Raw genomic sequence first — 19,270 nt, forward strand, 5'->3', positions numbered from 1 at the left:
GAACAGCGGGCGATCATCGGCCCATGTCCCCACTGTCGCGCCGCGGGTTCCTCGGGTTCACCGCGCTCAACTCCGCCGCCGCCCTCGGGCTCACCACGATTTCCACCGCGCGGGCGGAGGAATCGGGCTTCTCGACGGCCGTGGTCGTCGGCACCGGGTACGGCGCCGCGGTGACCGCGCTGCGGCTCGGCGAAGCCGGTATTCCCACGGTCATGCTCGAAATGGGCAAACTGTGGGCCGACCCCGGGCCGGACGGAAAGATCTTCTGCGACATGCTCCGGCCGGACCGGCGGGCAGCCTGGTTCAAGAACCGCACGCAGGCCCCGCTCGCGTCGTTTCTCTGGATGGACCTGGCGAACCGGGACATCAAGCGGTATCCCGGCGTGCTCGACCGGGTGGACCACGGTGACATGTCCGTCTACGTCGGACGCGGCGTCGGCGGCGGTTCGCTGGTCAACGGCGCGATGGCCGTGACGCCGAAGCGGTCCTACTTCGAGGAGATCCTGCCCGGCGTCGACGCGGACGAGATGTACGGGAAGTACTTTCCCCTGGCCAACCGGGCCCTCGGGGTGAACCACATCGACCCGCGCTGGTTCGAAACCTGCCGTTCCTACCGGTACGCGAGGGTTTCCCGGAAGGCCGCGACGCGGGCCGGGCTCAAAACGGTGTTCGTGCCCAGCGTTTACGACTTCGAATACATGAAGCGGGAAGAAGAAGGCACGGTGCCGCGGTCGGCTCTCGCGTCCGAGGTCATCTACGGCAACAACCACGGCAAACGATCGCTCGACAAGACCTACCTCGCGGCCGCGCTGGGCACCGGGAACGTGACCATCAAGACGCTGCACCAGGTCCGCGGGATCACCCGGCAGACCGACGGCACGTACGTCCTCACCGTGCACGAAACCGCCGAGGACGGTTCGGTCCTCGCGAGGAAACAACTCGGCGCGAAGTACCTGTTCCTCGGCGCCGGCAGCCTCGGTTCGACCGAACTGCTCGTGCGGGCAAGGGAAACCGGGACGCTGCCCGCGCTGAACGACGAGGTCGGCCGCGGCTGGGGCACCAACGGCAACGTGATGCTGGGCCGCGCGAACCACGCCTGGGATCTCGGCGGATCACTGCAGTCGGGCATGCCCGCGCTCGGCATCGACGCGTGGGACGACCCGGTGAACCCGGTCTTCGCCGAGGTCGCGCCGGTGCCCGCCGGGGTCGAAACGTGGCTGAGCCTCTACCTGGCGATCACGAAGAACCCCGAACGCGGTCACTTCACCTACGACGCCGCCACCGACTCCGTGCGGCTGCGCTGGAACGCCGCACAGGGGAAGCCGTCGATCGACGCGGCGAAGTCGTTGTTCGACAAGGTCAACCGGGCGAACCGCACGATCTACCGCAGTGACCTGTTCGGGGATACACGGTCGTTCGAGAACCGGTTCACCTATCACCCACTGGGTGGATTGGTGCTGGGTGAGGCCACCGACCTGTACGGCAGGGTGAAGGGCTACCGGAACCTCTACGTCACCGACGGGTCGCAGATCCCGGGCAGTACCGGCGTGAACCCGTTCGTGACGATCACCGCGCTGGCGGAACGGAACGTGGAACGGGTGCTGAGCGAGGACGTGGCGCGCTAGCTCGGTTCCGCGGCCCGCAGCTTTTCGTAGTAGGCCACGCAGTCGCCGTACTGGGGCAGCAACCCCTGCTCCAGGGCTTCTTTCAGGTAGGGCGCCGTGGTGTCCTTTTCGGACACCACGGGTTCGATGTCCTGCGGCCAGGGCAGTGCGAGATCGGCGTCCATCGGGTTGACGCCGTGTTCGCCCGTCGGGTTGTACGGCTCGGAGCAGAGGTACGCCATGATGGTTTCGTCTTCGAGCGCCATGAAGGCGTGGCCGAGGCCTTCGGCGATGTAGACCGCCTTGTACTCGGAGCTGTCGAGCAGCACGGACGTCCACTCGCCGAAAGTGGGCGAGCCGACCCGGAGGTCGACGATGACGTCCAGCATCGAACCGCTCGGGCAGTAGACGTATTTCGCCTGGCCGGGCGGGGTGTCCGCGAAGTGCACGCCACGGATGGACCCGCGCCGCGAGACGCTGGTGTTGGTCTGCCCGAGGCGAAGCCGGTGCCCGACCGCGTCGACGAACGCTTCTTCCTGGTACGGCGCCACGAACAGGCCGCGGTGATCGGGGAAAACCCGCGGGGTGAATTCGAAACAGTCGGGGATGCTGAGGCGCCTGGCATGCATGACCTCAATGCTAACGAGCCCTTCCCAAACCGGATGGACGTCTTGGGAAAGGTCTCTTGAGCTGCGGAAAGCCGGGCCCCTTTGTGACATCAACCGCACCAGAGGGGCACACTGGTCCGCACGCCTGTCACAATGATCTGACCGCTGCGTCCGCGACCGTCGCCATACCCACGGCACCGATGGCCGATTGGACGCTTCGCCGACAGGCCGGCGCTACCGCGCTGGGCTGCCGTGTCGGAGGACGAGTTACCCCAGGTGGCCGGGCCATGCCCAGTTTTGGCCTGCTCACCGGCCAGTTCCCCCGCTCGCAGTCCCAGGAGAAGAATCCCATGACCTTCGCTCGAATCGAGACTTCGCCGTCCTTAGACACGGCGGAAGCAATGACGGGAACCACGATGATCACGCCAGTGACGGACACCGAGATCTTCGAGGGCCACGAGGGCGGCAAGCTCTCCGTGGCCGCGACGCGCCCGATCTCCTCGCCCCGTGACCTTTCGGTCGCGTACACGCCTGGCGTGGCGAAGGTGAGCCGTGCGATCGCCGAGGACGCGGCCAAGGCGAAGCGGTACACGTGGGCGGACAGGCTGGTCGTGGTGGTCAGTGACGGTACGGCGGTGCTCGGCCTCGGTGACATCGGCGCGAGCGCCTCGCTGCCGGTCATGGAGGGCAAGTCGGTCCTGTTCAAGACCTTCGGCGGCCTCGACTCGATCCCGCTGGTGCTCGACACCACCGACGTCGACGAGATCATCGAGACCCTGGTCCGGCTGCGCCCGTCGTTCGGCGCGGTGAACCTGGAGGACATCTCGGCGCCGCGCTGCTTCGAGCTGGAGGACCGCCTCAAGGAGGCCCTCGACTGCCCGGTCATGCACGACGACCAGCACGGCACGGCGATCGTCACGCTGGCCGCGCTGCGCGGGGCGAACCAGGTCCTCGGCAAGGACATCTCCGGCCAGCGCGTGGTCGTCTCGGGGGCGGGCGCGGCGGGGGTGGCCTGCGCCAGGATCCTGCAGAACGCCGGCGTCGCGGACGTCACCGTGCTCGACTCGCGCGGCATCATCCACTCCGGCCGCGAGGGCCTGAACCCGATCAAGCAGAAGCTCGCCGAGACCACGAACACGGCCGGTCTGCGCGGCGGCCTCGGCGAGGCGCTGCGGGGTGCCGACGTCTTCCTGGGCCTGTCCGGGGCCACCATCGACGAGACGCTGCTGGCCGGGATGGCCGACGACGCGATCGTGTTCGCGCTCTCGAACCCGGACCCGGAGGTTCACCCGGTCGCGGCGTCGCGGTACGCCAAGATCGTGGCGACCGGGCGCAGCGACTTCCCGAACCAGATCAACAACGTGCTGGCGTTCCCTGGCGTCTTCCGCGGCGCGCTGGACTCCGGCGCGCGGGCGATCACGGAGAACATGAAGCTGGCCGCGGCCGAAGCGATCTTCGCGGTCGCGCAGGACGACCTCGGCCCGGACCGGATCGTCCCGAGCCCGCTGGACCCGCGTGTCGCGCCCGAGGTGGCCGCGGCCGTCGCGAAGGCCGCCGAGGCCGACGGCGTGGTGTGACGCTCCCTTTCACACTCGCTCAAACGCTGTGAACGGGCCGTTCCTCGCAGATTTCGCGAGGAACGGCCCGTTCATACATGCGGGGGTCGTGCACGTCAGCCGGTCGGGACGGCCAGATCGGCGCCGGGGGCGAGTACGGAACCGATCAGCTCCGAGCCGGGTGTGTGAATCGTGCAGAAGACCGTGCGCAAACCGTTTTCCCAGGCTTCGCGCTCAGGCTTCAGGTAGCTCAGGTCGGCGCGGACACCGGCCGCGTCGAGTCGCGGACGATCCACGTTCTTGGCCATGATCCGCTGACAGTGGGCCGAGGCTTCCGCTTTCAGTTCTCCGCCGCCCGGCCAGGGGCCGTCCGCCGCGATGAAGGTCCCGATCGCCTGGGTGTCGTGCGTGTCTCCGCACACGGTGAGTTCGACGCTGGTGAAGGTCCCCGTGACCGCGGACTGCCGGAAGCAATCGCCCGGCTTCAAGGTGCAGGCGTTGGCGTGGCCGGACGGCGGGGCCGCGCAACTCGCGCCCGGCGGGCTCGCGGTGTAACGGTCGGGGTTCCCCATGGTGTTCCCGAGCAGGGCGACCCACCCGACGGTCCAGACCCCGGCGGCCACGAGGCCGCCGATCGCCAGCCCGCGCCCCGGCCGTTTCCCATGACCGGTCTGGGTGATCGCGACGATGCCCAGGACGATCGCGGGCAGCACTGCCAGTGGAAGGCACCCGGCAAGGCCGAGTACGAGCGCGGCGATCGCCAGGCCGCTGGTCTTGTGGTGCCGCGGTGGAGGGCCGTACGGCGGGGCGGGCGCGACACCCGCCATCGGCAGGCCGGGGTGTTCGTTCATGGGACCGAAACTAGGCACGGCCCATGAAGTTCCGATGACACGCGGCTCAGGCGAGCAGTTCCGCCAGCCGGTGCCGCGGCAGGTCGATCAGCCGCGCGTCCGTCAGGTCCGGCGGCACGTCCAGCGAGACGTTCGCGAGCCGCGCGTGCGCCCGGGTCAGCAGTTCTTCCTGGTGCTCGACGGCGTCCGCGACGACGATGGCGTGCCGGTTGTCCGGGGTGCTCCGCAACAGCCGCAGCTTGTACTTCGCGCCGATCAGCCGGTTCAGCGCGGCCTGCGCCTCGGCGTTCGTCAGGTCGGGATGGGAGTTCGGGACCAGCAGCGCCAGCCGTCGCGCGTTGGTGCCCAGCAGGGTCCGCAGCAGCCACGGCCCGGGGTCGGCCGAAAGATCCATCGCGACCGCGTCGCCCTCCGGGCCGGAGACGGACCAGTCGACCGGGCGGGACTCGAGCGCCAGCCCGCCTTCGGTGGCGATCTCGTGCAGCTTGTCCAGCAGTGACGGCTTGGCCCCGCCTGCGGATTCCACCGACTGCGGGCCGTGCGTGTAGATCGCGGCCTTCCCCTTGCCACCGCGGTTCTTCTTCGACTTCGCGGTCGGCTGGCAGACGTAGAGGTCCGCCGCGCTCCCGATCGCCTGCGCGCCGAAGTACCGGTTGAAGTCCGGCAGGATCGCCTCGAAGGTCAGCCCGAGCGTCGCGAGCGCGCGCTGCACCTGCGCGCCCAGCGCGGGATGGCGGGGGCTGTAGCCGTAGGCGAGCAGCAGCCGCCCGTCCGAGGGTTCGGTGAGCGCCTGGACCCCGCGCGCCGCGAACAAGCCCATTCCCTCGGGGGTGTAAGGCGGATCACTGAACACGAGGTCCATCCGCCCGGTCACCGAGGGCGGGAGGCCGACGCGCAGATCCGTGTGCAGGGTGCGGATGGACCGCTCGCTGAGTTCGTCGATGTAGGAGAGCACACGATCGTCGAGGTCGACGACGGTGAGGTCCGCGTCGGGCCGCAACGCGCGTACGGCCAGGGAAGTGAGGTCGTGGTCGCCGAGGAACAGCAGCTTCGCGGTGCCGAGGTCGTACCGCTCGTCCAGCCACAGCGCCCGGTTCAGCACCGTTTCGGGCGTCGCCTGTACGTGGTCGAGCGCGGCCAGCGGCGCGGGCACGTTCTCGACGTAGCTGGTGATGATCTTCAGCAGGTCGGGGTCGGATTTCCGGTCCCGTGCCCCGAAGCGGGCGTACTTCTCGCGCACGGCGGGGGCCAGCCGGAAGCGGGACTCGTTCCGCTCGAGGTCGTCGCCGAGCGCGTTCAGGACGTCTTCGACACTCCGGCGGGGCGCGGTGCTGATCCGGACCAGTTCGCCGAGGTCACGCCAATCCGTCCGGAGCAGGGAAATCACCTGATGGAGCGGTCGCACGTGGACACCGTGCGCCGCGAGGACGTCTTCGACGGAAGGACTCACGGGCAGCAGCCTAGTAACCCGGTCCCTGGGACACCGTGCCAACAGGCAGGATCTGGGCTACGGTTTTTCGACCAGACATGGGGAGAGACACGTGACTATCGAGTTCCGTGGCGTGACCAAGCGGTATCCGGACGGGACGGTCGCGGTCGACGACCTGAACCTCACCGTGGAGGACGGCACCATCACCGTCTTCGTCGGGCCGTCCGGCTGCGGCAAGACCACGTCGCTGCGGATGATCAACCGGATGGTCGAGCCGACTTCGGGCTCGGTGCTGCTCGACGGCAAGGACGTCAGCGACGGCGACCCGGCGTTGCTGCGCCGCGGCATCGGCTACGTCATCCAGCACGCCGGCCTCTTTCCACACAGGACGGTGCTGGACAACGTCGCCACCGTGCCGCTGCTGTCCGGCTGGGACAAGGGCAAGGCGCGCAAACGCGCGGCCGAGCTGCTCGAAACCGTCGGCCTGCCCGCGGAACTCGGCAAGCGGTACCCCGCCCAGCTTTCCGGCGGGCAGCAGCAGCGCGTCGGCGTCGCCAGGGCGCTCGCGGCGGATTCGCCGGTGCTGCTGATGGACGAGCCGTTCTCCGCCGTCGACCCGATCGTCCGCGAGGAACTGCAGGACGAACTGCTGCGCCTTCAGTCGCAGCTGGGGAAGACGATCGTGTTCGTCACCCACGACATCGACGAGGCCGTGCGGCTCGGCGACAAGATCGCGGTGCTCCGCGTCGGCGGGGTGCTCGCGCAGTACGGCACGCCCTCGGAGGTGTTGCGTCATCCCGTGGACGATTTCGTCGCGTCCTTCGTGGGCAAGGATCGCGGCTACCGCGGGCTCTCCTTCCTCTCCGCGGACGGGATCGTCGTCGAGGAGGTCAAACGGGTCGAGGTCGGCAAGCCCGCCCCCGGACCGTCCGACGACTGGCAGGTCGCGGTCAACGCCGAGGGCCAGCCGCGCGGCTGGCTGCGCCCGGGGTCCACTGTGGACGGTGAGCTCGCGGAGACCGATCTCGTCGCGGGCGGATCCCTGTACGTCCAGGGTTCGCCGATCCGCGGCGCGCTCGACGCGGCGCTTTCGTCGCCCGCGAGCCTCGGTGTCGTGGTCGACGCCGACCTGAAAGTCCTCGGCGTGGTCAGAGCCCAGCAAGTCCTCGAAGTGATCGAAGCGCCGTCGCTGAGTTCCTGATGGGGGACTTCTTCGCGGAGCTCGGCCGCTACCTGGGCAGCGCCAACAACAGGTCGCAGTTCTTCGGCGACCTGCTCGACCACATCTATCTTTCGCTGGTCCCGCTGGCGCTGGGGCTGGTGATCGCGGTGCTGGCGGGCTGGCTCGGTCACCGGTTCGCGGCGGCGCGGTCCGTGCTGCTGGTGGTGTCGAATCTGCTGTACACGATCCCGTCACTCGCCTTGTTCGTGGTGATCCCGGGCATCATCGGTTCGAAGATCCTCGACAGCGTCAACGTCATCGTCGCGCTCACCGTCTACACCGCCGCCCTGCTCGTCCGGCCGGTGCTGGACGCGCTCGACGCCGTCCCGCCGCACGTCGTCGCCGCGGCCACGGCGATCGGCTACAAACCCGCGCGCCGTTTCCTCGCCGTCGAGCTGCCGCTTTCGGTGCCGGTGCTCGCGGCCGGCGTCCGGGTGGCGTCGGTCAGCAACATCAGCCTGGTCAGTGTCGGCGCCCTGATCGGCACGGGCGGGCTCGGCGTGCTGTTCACCGACGGCTTCCAGCGCGAGTACTTCTCCCCGATCGTCGTCGGGATCGTCGCGACCCTGCTGCTCGCGCTGATCGTGGACCTGGTGCTGGTCCAGCTGCGTAATGTCCTCACACCCTGGGACCGGGTGGCGACCACGGCGGGGGCGAAATGATCGGCGACGTCCTGAACTGGTTCGGTGACCCGGCACACTGGCAGGGGCCCGACGGCGTCCCCACCCGGCTGCTGCAGCATCTCGGTTACACGGCGCTGGCGCTGGTCTTCGCGCTGCTCATCGCGATCCCGCTCGGGCTCTACGTCGGGCACACCGGCCGCGGCGCGGTACTGCTGGTGAGTGGCGGCAACGCGATCCGCGCGTTGCCGACACTGGGGCTGGTGACCTTCCTGTTCCTGCTCTTCACCGAAAGCGAGCTCTCGACGATCATCGGGCTCGTGGTGCTCGCCATCCCGCCGATCCTCGCCGGGACGTACGCGGGCCTGCAGGCGACCGATCACGGCGTGGTCGACGCGGCGCAGGGCATCGGAATGACCGGCTGGCAACGGTTGTGGAAGGTCGAGGTGCCCATCTCGCTGCCGCTGGTGCTCGGCGGGGTGCGGAACTCGGTGCTGCAGCTGGTGGCGACGGCCGCCGTGGCCGCCTACGTCGGGCTCGGCGGGCTCGGCCGGTTCCTGCTCGACGGACTGGCCATTTTGGACTATCCGCAGGTGGTCGCGGGTGCGGTGCTGACGACGTTGCTCGCGGTCGTGCTGGATCTCGCGCTGGCGGGTGTCCAGCGGGTGCTGGTGCCCAAGGGGGTTCGGCTGGCGCAGGCGGCGAGCGGGAAGAAGGCGAAGGTATGAGGCGGACGGTGGCGGCGCTGTTCGCCGGGATCGCGCTCCTGACAGCGAGCTGCGGCAACCCGCTCGCCGGCGGAGCCGAAGGCGGGGCGACCGGCGACATCATCATCGGCGCGTCCGACGTCGGGGAAAGCCTTCTCCTGGCCCAGATCTACGCGGGCGCGCTGCGGAACGCGGGTGCCGAGAACGTGACGGTGCGCCCGCCGGTCGGCAGCCGCGAGGTCGTCGTCAAGGCGCTGCAGGACAAATCGCTTTCGGTGGTGCCGGACTACAGCGGGAACCTGTTGCGCTACTTCGACAAGGACACACAGGCGACCACGCCGAAGGACGTTTACGCGCAGCTGAAGCAGAAGGTGCCGTCCGGGTTCGAGGTCCTCGAACAGGCGCCGGCGGAGGACAAGGACCTGCTGGTGGTGCGGAAGGAACTCGCCGATTCCGGGATCCGGACCTTCTCCGATCTCGGCAAGCGGTGCGGGGAGTTCGTGTTCGGCGGTCCCGGCCAGTGGAGCAGCCGCTGGAAGGACAAGATCAAGTCGCTCTACGGCTGTGAGTTCGCCGAGATCCGCACGACCGACACGGGCGGCCCGGTCACGGTCGCCGCGCTGAAGTCCGGTGACATCCAGGTCGCCGATCTGTTCAGCACGTCGTCGTCCATCGCCGCGAACGGGTTCGTCCCGCTGGTGGACGACAAGAACATGTTCCCCGCGCAGAACATCGTTCCGCTCGTCGCGAAGGGGACGCTGTCGCCGAAGGAGGCCGACGCGTTGAACCGGGTTTCGGCGGTGCTCACGACCGAGGAGCTGACCGAGTTGAACGTCCAGTTCAGCGAGGAGAAGCGCAACCCGCTCGACGTCGCCGAGGAGTTCCTGCGCCGGCACAACCTCCTCGCGCCCGCCTGACCAACCCTATGCATTTCGTCCTCTGGATGCGGTAGTTGCACGCGCAAGGACCGCATCCAGAGGACGAAATGCGGGAGGGGCTAGAGGCGGTCGAACGCGGCGGAGTAGCGGAACTCGCCCTGGAGCTCCGGCGTGTACGCGCGAAGGGTGCGGACCTGGAAGTGCGACGCCCATTCCGCGACCGGCGGCGTGATCCCGTGCTGTGCGGCGAGCACGAAACCGAAGCGGGAGTAGTAGTTCGGGTCGCCCAGCAGGACGACGGCGCCGTAGCCGAGCGCGTCCGCCGCGCCGAGCACGGCGTGCACAAGCGCGGAGCCGACGCCGGAGGCGTGGTACTGGGGCAGGACCCCGAGCGGGCCGAGCCCGACCGCCGACTTCTCGTCGGAGCCGAGTTTGGCCGGGCTGCAGCAGACGTGCCCGACGACCTCCCCGTCCCGTTCGGCCACGATGGACAGTGCGCCGATCAGGTCACCGTCCTCCCGCAGTTCGTCGACGAGTTTCGCCTCGACCACCGGGACACTGAGTTTCTCGAACGCGGCCAGATGGACGGCGTGGATCGCCTCGCGGTCGGCCGGGGTTTCCTGTCGGAGCAGCATGCGCCCGAGTGTGCTCCATCCGAAGGTAGGATGGAAATCGATTTCCGCGCCGCGGCGTCGCGACTTTAGTAGGCGGCCATCCGTGTGTACTTCCACGGCACTGAAACGGCCAGTGGGACGGAAAACGACCACCGGATGTGCGGATCCCCAATTCTTCGTGGGCCGTACGGCGGTAGAACGCGACTAAAGGCGGGGGCTGAACGGTGCCCGAACTGCGCTGGCGCGACGTCCACTACTACCGAGATGTCCGTAATGCAAGGTCTTCCTTGGGGTGAATCCGCGACTTAGTCTCAGCCTGCGCTCCTAAGTGGAACGCGCTTCACCTCTGAGTCACCCCAACGATCCGGCGGGCTTCTTCATGCCTGTGGGTCGACCCTGCCTGGGAGGAATATCTTGAACAATTCCCTGGGAACCTTGAAGAGACGACTGCCCGCCTTCGGTGTGGCCGCGGCCGTCGCCGTGCTGACGGCGCTCGGCGGTACCACCGTCGCGTCGGCGGCCGAGGGTTCGATCGTCAACGCGGGTAGCGACAAGGCGATCAAGGACAGCTACATCGTCGTGCTGAAGGACGGCTCGTCGGTCGAAGCCACCGCGAAGAGCGTGACCCAGCGCCACGGCGGCACGGTCGAGAAGACCTTCGCGTCTTCGGTCCGTGGTTTCTCCGGTGCGCTGACCGAAAAGCAGGCGAAGCGCGTCGCCGCCGACCCCGCCGTCGCGTACGTGGAGCAGAACCAGACCGTCTCGATCTCGGCGGACCAGCTGAACCCGCCGTCGTGGGGCCTGGACCGGGTCGACCAGCGGAACCTTCCGCTGGACCAGAAGTACAGCTACAGCACCACGGCGTCGAACGTCACCGCGTACGTCATCGACACCGGCATCCTCACCACGCACCCCGACTTCGGCGGGCGCGCGACCCACGGCCGTGACACCGTCGACAACGACAACGACGCCACGGACTGCCAGGGTCACGGCACCCACGTCGCCGGCACCATCGGCGGTACCGCGCACGGTCTGGCCAAGGGCGTCAAGCTCGTCGCCGTCCGCGTGCTGAACTGCTCCGGTTCCGGGACCACCGCCGGCGTCATCGCCGGTGTCGACTGGGTGACCGCGAACGCCGTCAAGCCTGCCGTCGCGAACATGAGCCTGGGTGGCGGTGCTTCGAGCACCCTCGACCAGGCGGTTCAGCGGTCGATCGCGGCCGGTATCACCTACGGTCTCGCGGCCGGTAACGACAACGGCGCCAACGCCTGCAACACCTCGCCCGCCCGTACGCCGGAAGCGATCACGGTCGGCTCGACCACGAGGACCGACGCGAGGTCCAGCTTCTCCAACGTCGGCACCTGCCTCGACATCTTCGCGCCGGGCAGCGACATCACGTCGGCGTGGTTGAGCAACGGCACCAGGACCATCAGCGGTACCTCGATGGCGACCCCGCACGTCGTCGGCGCGGCGGCCCTGTACGCCGCCGCCAACCCGTCGGCCACGCCGAAGCAGGTCCGTGACGCGCTGGTCGCCAACGGCACCAAGGACAAGGTGACCAACCCGGGCACCGGTTCGCCGAACGTGCTGCTCTACACCGGCACCGGCGGTGGCCCCGACCCCGAGCCCACCCCCTGTGGCACGCAGACCAACAACAGCGCCGTCGCCATCCCCGACGCCGGTGCCGCGGTGACCAGCACGATCACCGTCGCGAACTGCGCCCGCAACGCCTCGGCCACCACCAAGGTCGCGGTGAACATCACGCACACCTACGTCGGTGACCTCGTCATCGATCTGGTCGCGCCGGACGGCAGCTCGTACCGCCTGAAGGGTTCGAGCAACGACTCGTCCAACAACATCAACACCACCTACACCGCCAACGTCTCGTCCGAGGCCGCGAACGGTGCCTGGAAGCTGAAGGTCCAGGACGTCTACCGGATCGACACCGGCTCGCTCAACAGCTGGTCGCTGACCGTCTGATCCACACCTGGAGTACGTGAAGGCCCCCTTCCTCCTGCTGGGAAGGGGGCCTTCCCGTCTCCGGAGAGTGATTCGGCGCCCAGTTGCGGCGTTCGTCCACTAAGGACCTTCGCGAGGCTCTACCCTCTCCGCATGCAGCCCGGACCGCCCTATCAGCAGGGACCTCAGCAGCCGTATCCGCCGCAGGGATATCCGGGATACCCGCCGCCCGGATACGGGCCGCCGCCCAAGAAGTCGAACACCGGGCTCATCGTCGGCCTCGTCATCGGCGCGGTGGTGCTGCTCGGCGGTGGCGGGGTCGCGGCCGTCCTGCTGCTGTCCGACTCCGGTTCGTCGCCGACCGCGGCGCCGACGTCGTCCAAGAAGACCGGCCCGCCGGACAAGTACACCGCCATGCCCGCCTGCCAGCGGATCGGGACCAAGATCCGGAACCTGCCGCCGCTCGAGCCGCCGAAGGGCGAGGAGCCGGCGAGCACGTCGAACGACGACATCACCTACACCCGTTCGTCCTGCAGCTGGCGTGAGCCCAACGCACCTTCGGCGACCGTCTCGATGTACCTGTCGAAGTCGAAGGAGCCGGGTTCGGGCGCCGGGGAAGAGTGGGCGAAGGCCGGGGTCGAGAACGCCGTGACCGATGGCGGCGTGCTCATCCCCAGCATGGCGAAGGCGACCAAGGCCGTGCACACCAAACTCGACTCGTCGAGCCAGTGCCAGATCAAGTTCTACCAGGGCAACGTCGAGGGCGAGATCCTCGTGACCGGCCCCAACCCGTCCGGCACGGTCAACCAGACGGTGTGCAAGGAGAACGCCTTGAAGCTGGCCAAGGCGACCTCCGAGGCGATCGGCTAGCCGATTCCGGTGACCTGGACCTGCCCGGTCGGCCCGTCGCCGAACGGGTTCTCCCAGCCGTGCCACTGGGCGGCGAGGACGTAGAGCGAACGCCCGTCCTCGCCGCCGACTGTGCAGGAGAAGCAGCCTCGGTCGGATTCGACTTTCTGGAGTACTTCGCCTCCTTCGCGGACGCGGACGCAGTGCTTGGCCGCCACGTCCGCGTACCAGACCGCCCCGTCGGCATCGAGGCAGATGCCGTCCGGGTGGTCGCCGCCGAGGTCCGCCCACACCCGCCTGCCGGACACCGAACCGTCCTCGGCGATGTCGAACGCGGTCAGTCTGCTGCCGTACGACTCGGCGACGATCAGCGTCTTGTCGTCGGGCGTGACGGCCATGCCGTTGCCGAACAAGATGCCGTCGGCCACCTGGCGCACTTCGCCGTCCGGGGTGACGACGGCGATGACGCCGGGAGCCTGGAAGTCGTTCATCCCGTTGACGAAGGCGTTGCCGCGGCCGTCGACCACGACTTCGTTCCAGAGGGAGGCGACCGGGCTCAGGTCCGCGTAGGTGCTCAGATCCGCGTTGAGCAGGCGGGCGTTCGGGCCGTCGACGATGAGCAGGCGGCCGTCGGGGAGCCAGTCGAAGGTGATCGGCATCGCGGTCGGCACGTTCGCGATCAGTTCGCCCTCGCCGCCGGGCGTGACGGCGAGGATTTGCCCGCCGCCCCAGTTCGCCAGCCAGAGACGGCCGTCGTGCCAGCGGGCGGATTCGGGGAGCTTGAGGCCGTCGAGCAGGGTGTTCATGGTGTCTCCTTCGTTCGTTTCCCCCTACACGAACGGGACCCGCCGTTTTCGACACCCCAATGCCGTGAAGGCCTCCTTCCCTACCTTGAGAGTAGGGAAGGAGGCCTTCACGGACTTCTAGGCGATCAGTCGAAGGCCCGCGCGATCAGCGCCTTCTGCTCGACCTCGTGCACCTTGGACGAACCGGCCGACGGCGCCGCCATCGGACGACGCGACACGACGTCCAGGCTGGAGAACACCTCCGGGAGCTTCCGCGGCAGGTTCAGGCCGAAGAACGGCCACGCACCCTGGTTCTCCGGCTCCTCCTGGACCCAGACCGCGGGAGCGCCGTTGTAGCGCTCGAGCGCCGCCACCAGCTTCTTCTTCGGCAGCGGGTAGTACTGCTCGACACGCACGATCGCGACGTCGTCCGCCTCGCGCTTCGTGCGCTCGGCCACCAGCTCCCAGTACAGCTTGCCCGAGGTCAGCAGGACCTTGCGCACCTTCGACGGGTCGACCACGGCGTCGTCGATGACCGACATGAACTTCGACTGGCCGGTGAAGTCCTCGACCTGCGAAGTCGCGGCCTTGTTGCGCAGCATCGACTTGGGGGTGAAGACCACCAGCGGCCGGTTGACTCCGTCGAGCGCGTGACGGCGGAGCAGGTGGAAGTAGTTCGCCGGGGTCGACGGGACCGCGACGGTCATCGAGCCTTCGGCGCACAGCGAGAGGAAACGCTCGATGCGGCCGGAGGTGTGGTCCGGGCCCTGGCCCTCGTGGCCGTGCGGCAGCAGCAGCACGACGTCGGAGAGCTGGCCCCACTTGGCCTCGCCGGAGGAGATGTACTCGTCGATGACGGTCTGCGCGCCGTTGACGAAGTCACCGAACTGCGCTTCCCACATGACCAGCGCTTCGGAGTTGGCCACGGAGTAGCCGTACTCGAAGCCGACCGCCGCGTACTCGGACAGCGCCGAGTCGTAGATCATCACGCGGCCCTGGTTCTCGGCCAGGCTGGCCAGCGGCGAGTACTCCTGGCCGGTCTTGCGGTCGATCAGCACCGAGTGGCGCTGGGTGAAGGTGCCGCGGCGGGAGTCCTGGCCGGACAGCCGCACGAGGCGGCCCTCCATGGCCAGCGAACCGAAGGCGAGCAGCTCACCGAACGCCCAGTCGATGCCGCCTTCGCGGGACATCTTGTGACGGCGTTCCATGACCGGCTTGACCCGCGGGTGTGGCGTGAAGCCCTCGGGCACGTTGAGGAACGCGTCGCCGATGTGCTCGATGACCTCGGTGGTGGTCGCCGTGGGCACCTTCGCCGGGACCTGCTGCTCCTCCTCGACCGAGGGGCTGGCCTTCGCCGGGTGCTTCTCCAGCTCGCGGACCTCGTTGAACACGTGCTCCAGCTGGCTGGAGAAGTCGCGCAACGCGGCCTCGGCCTCTTCGACGGAGATGTCGCCGCGGCCGATCAGCGATTCGGTGTAGGTCTTCCGGACCGAACGCTTCGTGTCGATGATGTCGTACATCGCCGGCTGCGTCATCGAGGGGTCGTCGCCCTCGTTGTGGCCGCGGCGGCGGTAGCAGATCAGGTCGATCACGACGTCCTTGTGGAACGCCTGGCGGTAGTCGACGGCCAGCTTGGCCACCCAGTGCGCGGCCTCGGGGTCGTCACCGTTCACGTGGAAGATCGGGGAGCCGATCATCTTCGCGACGTCGGTGGCGTACTGGCTCGACCGCGAGTGCTCGGGCGCGGTGGTGAAGCCGACCTGGTTGTTGACGATGACGTGCACGGTGCCGCCGGTGCGGTACCCGCGCAGCAGCGCCAGGTTCAGGGTCTCGGCCACGACGCCCTGGCCCGCGAAGGCCGCGTCGCCGTGCATGAGGACCGGGAGGACGGTGAAGCCCTCACCACCCTTGTCGAGGATGTCCTGCTTCGCGCGGACGATGCCCTCGAGCACCGGGTCGACGGTCTCCAGGTGCGACGGGTTCGCGGTCAGCGACACCTTGGTCTCGCCGTCGCCGAACATGCGGAAGTACTTGCCCTCGGCGCCGAGGTGGTACTTCACGTCACCGGAACCGTGCGCCTGGCCCGGGTCGAGGTTGCCCTCGAACTCCTGGAAGATCTGCGCGATCGGCTTGCCGACGATGTTCGCGAGCACGTTCAGGCGGCCGCGGTGCGGCATACCGATGACGACCTCGTCGAGCTCGTGCTCGGCGGCCTTGTCCAGCAGCGTGTCCAGCAGCGGGATCGCCGTCTCGCCGCCTTCGAGCGAGAACCGCTTCTGGCCGACGTACTTGGTCTGCAGGAAGGTCTCGAACGCCTCGGCGGCGTTCAGCTTCGAGAGCACGTACTTCTGGACGGCGGGGTCCGGCTTCTCGTGCGGGATCTCGACGCGGTCCTGGATCCAGCGGCGCTCCTCGGGGTCGAGGATGTGCGTGTACTCGATGCCGACGGTGCGGCAGTACGAGTTGCGCAGCACGCCGAGGATGTCGCGCAGCTTCATCCGCTCCTGGCCGGCGAAGCCGCCGACCGGGAACTCGCGGTCCAGGTCCCACAGGGTCAGGCCGTGGGAGAGGACGTCGAGGTCGGCGTGGCTGCGCTGCCGGTAGTTCAGCGGGTCGGTGTCGGCCATCAGGTGACCGCGCATGCGGAAGGCGTCGATCAGCTCGATCACGCGCGCGGTCTTGTCGACCGGGCCGTCCGGGATGTCGGCGACCCAGCGGATCGGCTCGTACGGCAGGCGCAGGCTGGTGAAGACGTCGTCGTAGAAGCCGTCCTCGCCGAGCAGCAGCTCGTGGATGCGCTTGAGGAACTCGCCCGACTCCGCGCCCTGGATGATGCGGTGGTCGTAGGTCGAGGTCAGCGTCATGATCTTGGAGACGCCGAGGTCGACCAGGGCCTTCTCGCTGGTGCCCTCGAAGTGCGCCGGGTACTGCATGGCGCCGACGCCGATGATCGCGCCCTGGCCCGCCTGCAGCCGCGGCACCGAGTGGTTGGTGCCGATACCGCCGGGGTTGGTCAGCGAGATCGTGGTGCCGGCGAAGTCGTCGGCGGTCAGCTTGCCGTTGCGGGCCTTCTTGACGATCTCCTCGTAGGCCTGCCAGAACTGCATGAAGGTCATGTTCTCGGTGGCCTTGATGGAGGCCACGACGAGCGTGCGGGCGCCTTCCTTGCCCTTCATGTCGATCGCGAGACCGAAGTTCACGTGCTCCGGCGTGACCGCGAACGGCTTCCCGTCGATCAGCTGGTAGTGCCGGTTCATGTTCGGGAAGTTCTTCAGCGCGCGGACCATCGCGTACCCGATGAGGTGCGTGAAGGAGATCTTGCCGCCGCGCGTGCGCTTGAGGTGGTTGTTGATGACGATGCGGTTGTCGGCCATCAGCTTCGCCGGGACGGCGCGCACGCTCGTGGCCGTCGGCACGGACAGCGAGGCGTCCATGTTCTTCGCGATCGCCGCCGCGGCGCCGCGGAGCTGCTTCGACTCCGGCTCGGCGTCCTTCTCGGCGGGCTTGGCGGGGGCCTTCTCCGCCGGCTTGGGCGCGGCCTTGGGCGCCGCCGCCTTGGCCTCGGTCTTCGGGGCCGTCTTCGGCGCAGCCTTCGCCGGGGCGGTCTGCTTCGCGGCGGACTCGGCGTTGCGGACCGTCTGCGGCGTCGGCTTCGTGGCCTGGCCGTTGGCGTCCGCGCTTCCCTCCGCAGAGGTCTGACGTGCGTCGTCAGCCTTCGCCTGCGCGTCCTGCGTTGGCTTGAAGTCCGCGAAGAAGTCGTGCCAGGCGGCATCGACTGAGCTGGGGTCGGCAAGGAACTGGTCGTACATTTCCTCGACGACCCACTCGTTGGGGCCGAATTGTGACGCAGGGCTGCTGCTGGACACGGCTTGGACTCGCCTCTATCCGTCTCGAGATCTTGAACACCGCTGATGCGCCTACCAGGCTAACCCCCTCGGTCGCAGCCGTGTGATGGAACTGGCCTGTGTGAGGCGTGGCGCACTAGGTGATGGGTCACTGTCTCGATCAAGAGACCGAAATCCGGCCCGGTTCGCGTCCCGCGGGGGAGCAAGGGACCTTTGCTGTCACTTTCACCGTCCGTGCAGGTCAGGTCACTGTCCCGTCGGTAAAGGTTGGCTGGGTCGTCGTGCCCGGACAGCCTGGAGTTCACGTCGGGGGGTTTCGCTGGGTGGAGGATGCGGCCGGTGTCGTGCCGGCCGCCGATCGCCCGCGAGGTGGTGGCGGCCCATGTGGCTGGACGAGTGCCCGTCGTTCTGGGACGAGGGGCGCGTGCGCCCGCTGGTCACCGAGTCCGGCAAGGTCGTGCTGATGTGTGACTCGTGCTCGGCGGTCTGGCCGACGCTCGCCGACTTCAAGGAGATGGAGCACGTCGAGCCCGACGAGCCGGACTGGACGGTGACGGCCGGGGTCCACGTCCGGCCCGGAACCGTCCGCTGGGCTTCGCCTCAGGACCTCGAAGTCGCCGGGATGGGCGGCCTCAAGTGGCGGCCTTAGCCGGAGTACGGACGCTCCGCGGGCAGCAGTGCTTCGGCGTCTTCGATGCGGCTCGCCGCGACCAGGGCGCCGATCTCGCGCATGACCGGGGTGACGTCGGTGACCGCCGTGATCCATTTGTCGACATAGCGATCGACCGCTTCGCCGCTCAGGCCCATCTGAAGCGATCGGTGCTTCAGGGCGCCGAGCCGGATGCTGCGTTCCGGATCCCACTGGATGCGGACCGGGCTGGTCTTGACCTCGTCCTGCCACGCCTTGCGGTCGGGGTGGACGCCGGGGTCGTAATGGCTGAGCGCCGCGTGTTCGAGCGCCCATGCGAAACCCTCGCGAGTGATGTCGAGGGCGAGCACGCGCTCTTGGCCGGGCTTCGCCGCCCAGCCGCAGCGGTACGCCATCCAAAGGAAGGACGGCTTGATCCAGGTCATGCGTTCGCGTTTGAACGGCGGCACGAAAGTGCCCGCCTTCAGCGCGGCGTCGGCGATGGCCGGCGAATACGCCTGATAGACGCGGATCGTGGTCTCGGTGTGTACGGCGCGGATCTGCCGCGCCGGGATCTCTTCTTTCATTTCCTGTTCAGCGTGACAGGTGCGGTGGGCTTGCGCGACCGAAATTCCCTTGCCCGGCTCGTCATGCTTGCTTCATGGCATTGCTGCGCAAGGGTTCTCGGCGGATCGTGGTCGACGAGACCGCTTATCGGTGGATCGTCCGGCGGAAGCCCACCTACGCACAGGAGGGCGGGTACTTCCTTTCGTACGGGGTGGAATTGGAGGACGCGCGGGGTGCGGTGCTGGTGGTCCAGACGGATCACGCGCATCCGTTGAACTACATGGGGGTGCCGTCGAAGGCGGTGCTGCCTTCGGATGTCGAACGGGCGATCCGGCTGGCGCTGGCGCGGGGATGGGAGCCGGCGGCTCCGGGGGCGCAATTCCAGCTGGATCTCTCTGCTGCGTGAACGGCGTTTCGGGCTGGACCCCGAATTGCCACTCACGACGCCTTTGTGGCCCGATCCGGTGCGGTTGTGCGGGAAGGCGGGGTTGGGGGGGGCCCGGTGGGGAACAGGATTGTTTGGTTTTGTTGGGTTGTGGTAAGCGCCC

General features: G+C 68.2%; 17 protein-coding genes. 10 read left to right on the forward strand and 7 right to left on the reverse strand.

Annotated elements, in window-relative coordinates:
* Positions 1–23: 23 nt before the first annotated feature.
* Positions 24–1,625, forward strand: coding sequence for a GMC oxidoreductase (locus ACZ3HL_RS42905; RefSeq protein ID WP_465537607.1), 1,602 nt, complete (start codon positions 24–26; stop codon positions 1,623–1,625).
* Here the strand turns inward: ACZ3HL_RS42905 and ACZ3HL_RS42910 are convergent.
* A complete protein-coding gene (locus tag ACZ3HL_RS42910) occupies positions 1,622–2,233 on the reverse strand; it encodes a dTDP-4-dehydrorhamnose 3,5-epimerase family protein (RefSeq protein ID WP_465420465.1) in 612 nt (203 codons plus the stop codon). The genes ACZ3HL_RS42905 and ACZ3HL_RS42910 overlap by 4 nt on opposite strands.
* 380 nt (positions 2,234–2,613) lie before the next feature.
* On the opposite strand from ACZ3HL_RS42910, the gene ACZ3HL_RS42915 reads away from it, so the two are divergent.
* Complete coding sequence (locus ACZ3HL_RS42915; RefSeq protein WP_465537608.1) at positions 2,614–3,789, forward strand: NAD(P)-dependent malic enzyme; 1,176 nt, start codon at positions 2,614–2,616, stop codon at positions 3,787–3,789.
* 95 nt (positions 3,790–3,884) lie between these two features.
* Here the strand turns inward: ACZ3HL_RS42915 and ACZ3HL_RS42920 are convergent, their stop codons facing one another.
* On the reverse strand, positions 3,885–4,619 hold the full coding sequence (locus ACZ3HL_RS42920; protein ID WP_465537610.1) for a DUF4190 domain-containing protein: 735 nt from the start codon (positions 4,617–4,619) through the stop codon (positions 3,885–3,887).
* A 46-nt stretch (positions 4,620–4,665) separates the two neighbouring features.
* Entirely contained in the window at positions 4,666–6,069 is a 1,404-nt protein-coding gene (locus ACZ3HL_RS42925) for a bis-aminopropyl spermidine synthase family protein (RefSeq protein ID WP_465537611.1), read from the reverse strand.
* A gap of 91 nt (positions 6,070–6,160) precedes the next feature.
* Here ACZ3HL_RS42925 and ACZ3HL_RS42930 point away from each other — a divergent pair, with 91 nt between their 5' ends.
* Genes ACZ3HL_RS42930 through ACZ3HL_RS42945 form a run of 4 tightly spaced genes read left to right on the forward strand, consistent with a single transcriptional unit; the run spans position 6,161 to position 9,514 of the window.
* Positions 6,161–7,249, forward strand: coding sequence for an ABC transporter ATP-binding protein (locus ACZ3HL_RS42930; RefSeq protein ID WP_465420457.1), 1,089 nt, complete (start codon positions 6,161–6,163; stop codon positions 7,247–7,249).
* The gene (locus ACZ3HL_RS42935; protein ID WP_465420455.1) at positions 7,249–7,932 is read left to right on the forward strand and encodes an ABC transporter permease; all 684 of its coding nucleotides are present in this window, start codon (positions 7,249–7,251) and stop codon (positions 7,930–7,932) included. Before ACZ3HL_RS42930 ends, ACZ3HL_RS42935 begins: the two co-directional genes overlap by 1 nt.
* Entirely contained in the window at positions 7,929–8,618 is a 690-nt protein-coding gene (locus ACZ3HL_RS42940) for an ABC transporter permease (RefSeq protein WP_465420453.1), read from the forward strand. Before ACZ3HL_RS42935 ends, ACZ3HL_RS42940 begins: the two co-directional genes overlap by 4 nt.
* Positions 8,615–9,514: an ABC transporter substrate-binding protein gene (locus tag ACZ3HL_RS42945; protein WP_465537613.1), complete on the forward strand. Its 900-nt coding sequence runs from the start codon at positions 8,615–8,617 to the stop codon at positions 9,512–9,514. The genes ACZ3HL_RS42940 and ACZ3HL_RS42945 overlap by 4 nt, the downstream gene beginning before the upstream one ends.
* Positions 9,515–9,594: 80 nt before the next feature.
* Here the strand turns inward: ACZ3HL_RS42945 and ACZ3HL_RS42950 are convergent, their stop codons facing one another.
* The gene (locus ACZ3HL_RS42950) at positions 9,595–10,110 is read right to left on the reverse strand and encodes a GNAT family N-acetyltransferase (RefSeq protein WP_465420449.1); all 516 of its coding nucleotides are present in this window, start codon (positions 10,108–10,110) and stop codon (positions 9,595–9,597) included.
* Positions 10,111–10,503: 393 nt separating this feature from the next.
* On the opposite strand from ACZ3HL_RS42950, the gene ACZ3HL_RS42955 reads away from it, so the two are divergent.
* Positions 10,504–12,069, forward strand: coding sequence for a S8 family peptidase (locus ACZ3HL_RS42955; RefSeq protein ID WP_465420446.1), 1,566 nt, complete (start codon positions 10,504–10,506; stop codon positions 12,067–12,069).
* Positions 12,070–12,201: 132 nt separating this feature from the next.
* Positions 12,202–12,918 (forward strand): hypothetical protein, encoded by a 717-nt coding sequence (locus ACZ3HL_RS42960; protein ID WP_465537615.1) that lies wholly within the window; start codon positions 12,202–12,204, stop codon positions 12,916–12,918.
* Here the strand turns inward: ACZ3HL_RS42960 and ACZ3HL_RS42965 are convergent.
* Together ACZ3HL_RS42965 and ACZ3HL_RS42970 are read right to left on the reverse strand one after the other, a co-directional pair.
* Positions 12,915–13,703 (reverse strand): SMP-30/gluconolactonase/LRE family protein, encoded by a 789-nt coding sequence (locus tag ACZ3HL_RS42965; protein WP_465537616.1) that lies wholly within the window; start codon positions 13,701–13,703, stop codon positions 12,915–12,917. The genes ACZ3HL_RS42960 and ACZ3HL_RS42965 overlap by 4 nt on opposite strands.
* A 125-nt stretch (positions 13,704–13,828) precedes the next feature.
* Positions 13,829–17,548 carry a multifunctional oxoglutarate decarboxylase/oxoglutarate dehydrogenase thiamine pyrophosphate-binding subunit/dihydrolipoyllysine-residue succinyltransferase subunit gene (locus tag ACZ3HL_RS42970; RefSeq protein ID WP_465537618.1) on the reverse strand — a complete coding sequence of 1,240 codons (3,720 nt, stop codon included), beginning with the start codon at positions 17,546–17,548 and terminating at the stop codon, positions 13,829–13,831.
* Between the two features lie 361 nt (positions 17,549–17,909).
* Here ACZ3HL_RS42970 and ACZ3HL_RS42975 point away from each other — a divergent pair, with 361 nt between their 5' ends.
* On the forward strand, positions 17,910–18,176 hold the full coding sequence (locus tag ACZ3HL_RS42975; RefSeq protein WP_465537620.1) for a hypothetical protein: 267 nt from the start codon (positions 17,910–17,912) through the stop codon (positions 18,174–18,176).
* Here the strand turns inward: ACZ3HL_RS42975 and ACZ3HL_RS42980 are convergent.
* Positions 18,173–18,742 carry a DUF4291 domain-containing protein gene (locus tag ACZ3HL_RS42980; RefSeq protein ID WP_465537621.1) on the reverse strand — a complete coding sequence of 190 codons (570 nt, stop codon included), beginning with the start codon at positions 18,740–18,742 and terminating at the stop codon, positions 18,173–18,175. The two genes, ACZ3HL_RS42975 and ACZ3HL_RS42980, sit on opposite strands and share 4 nt — an antisense overlap.
* A 74-nt stretch (positions 18,743–18,816) precedes the next feature.
* On the opposite strand from ACZ3HL_RS42980, the gene ACZ3HL_RS42985 reads away from it, so the two are divergent.
* Positions 18,817–19,128 (forward strand): hypothetical protein, encoded by a 312-nt coding sequence (locus tag ACZ3HL_RS42985; protein ID WP_465420434.1) that lies wholly within the window; start codon positions 18,817–18,819, stop codon positions 19,126–19,128.
* Positions 19,129–19,270 lie beyond the last annotated feature (142 nt).

The organism is Amycolatopsis sp. NPDC000009, from assembly GCF_055563465.1.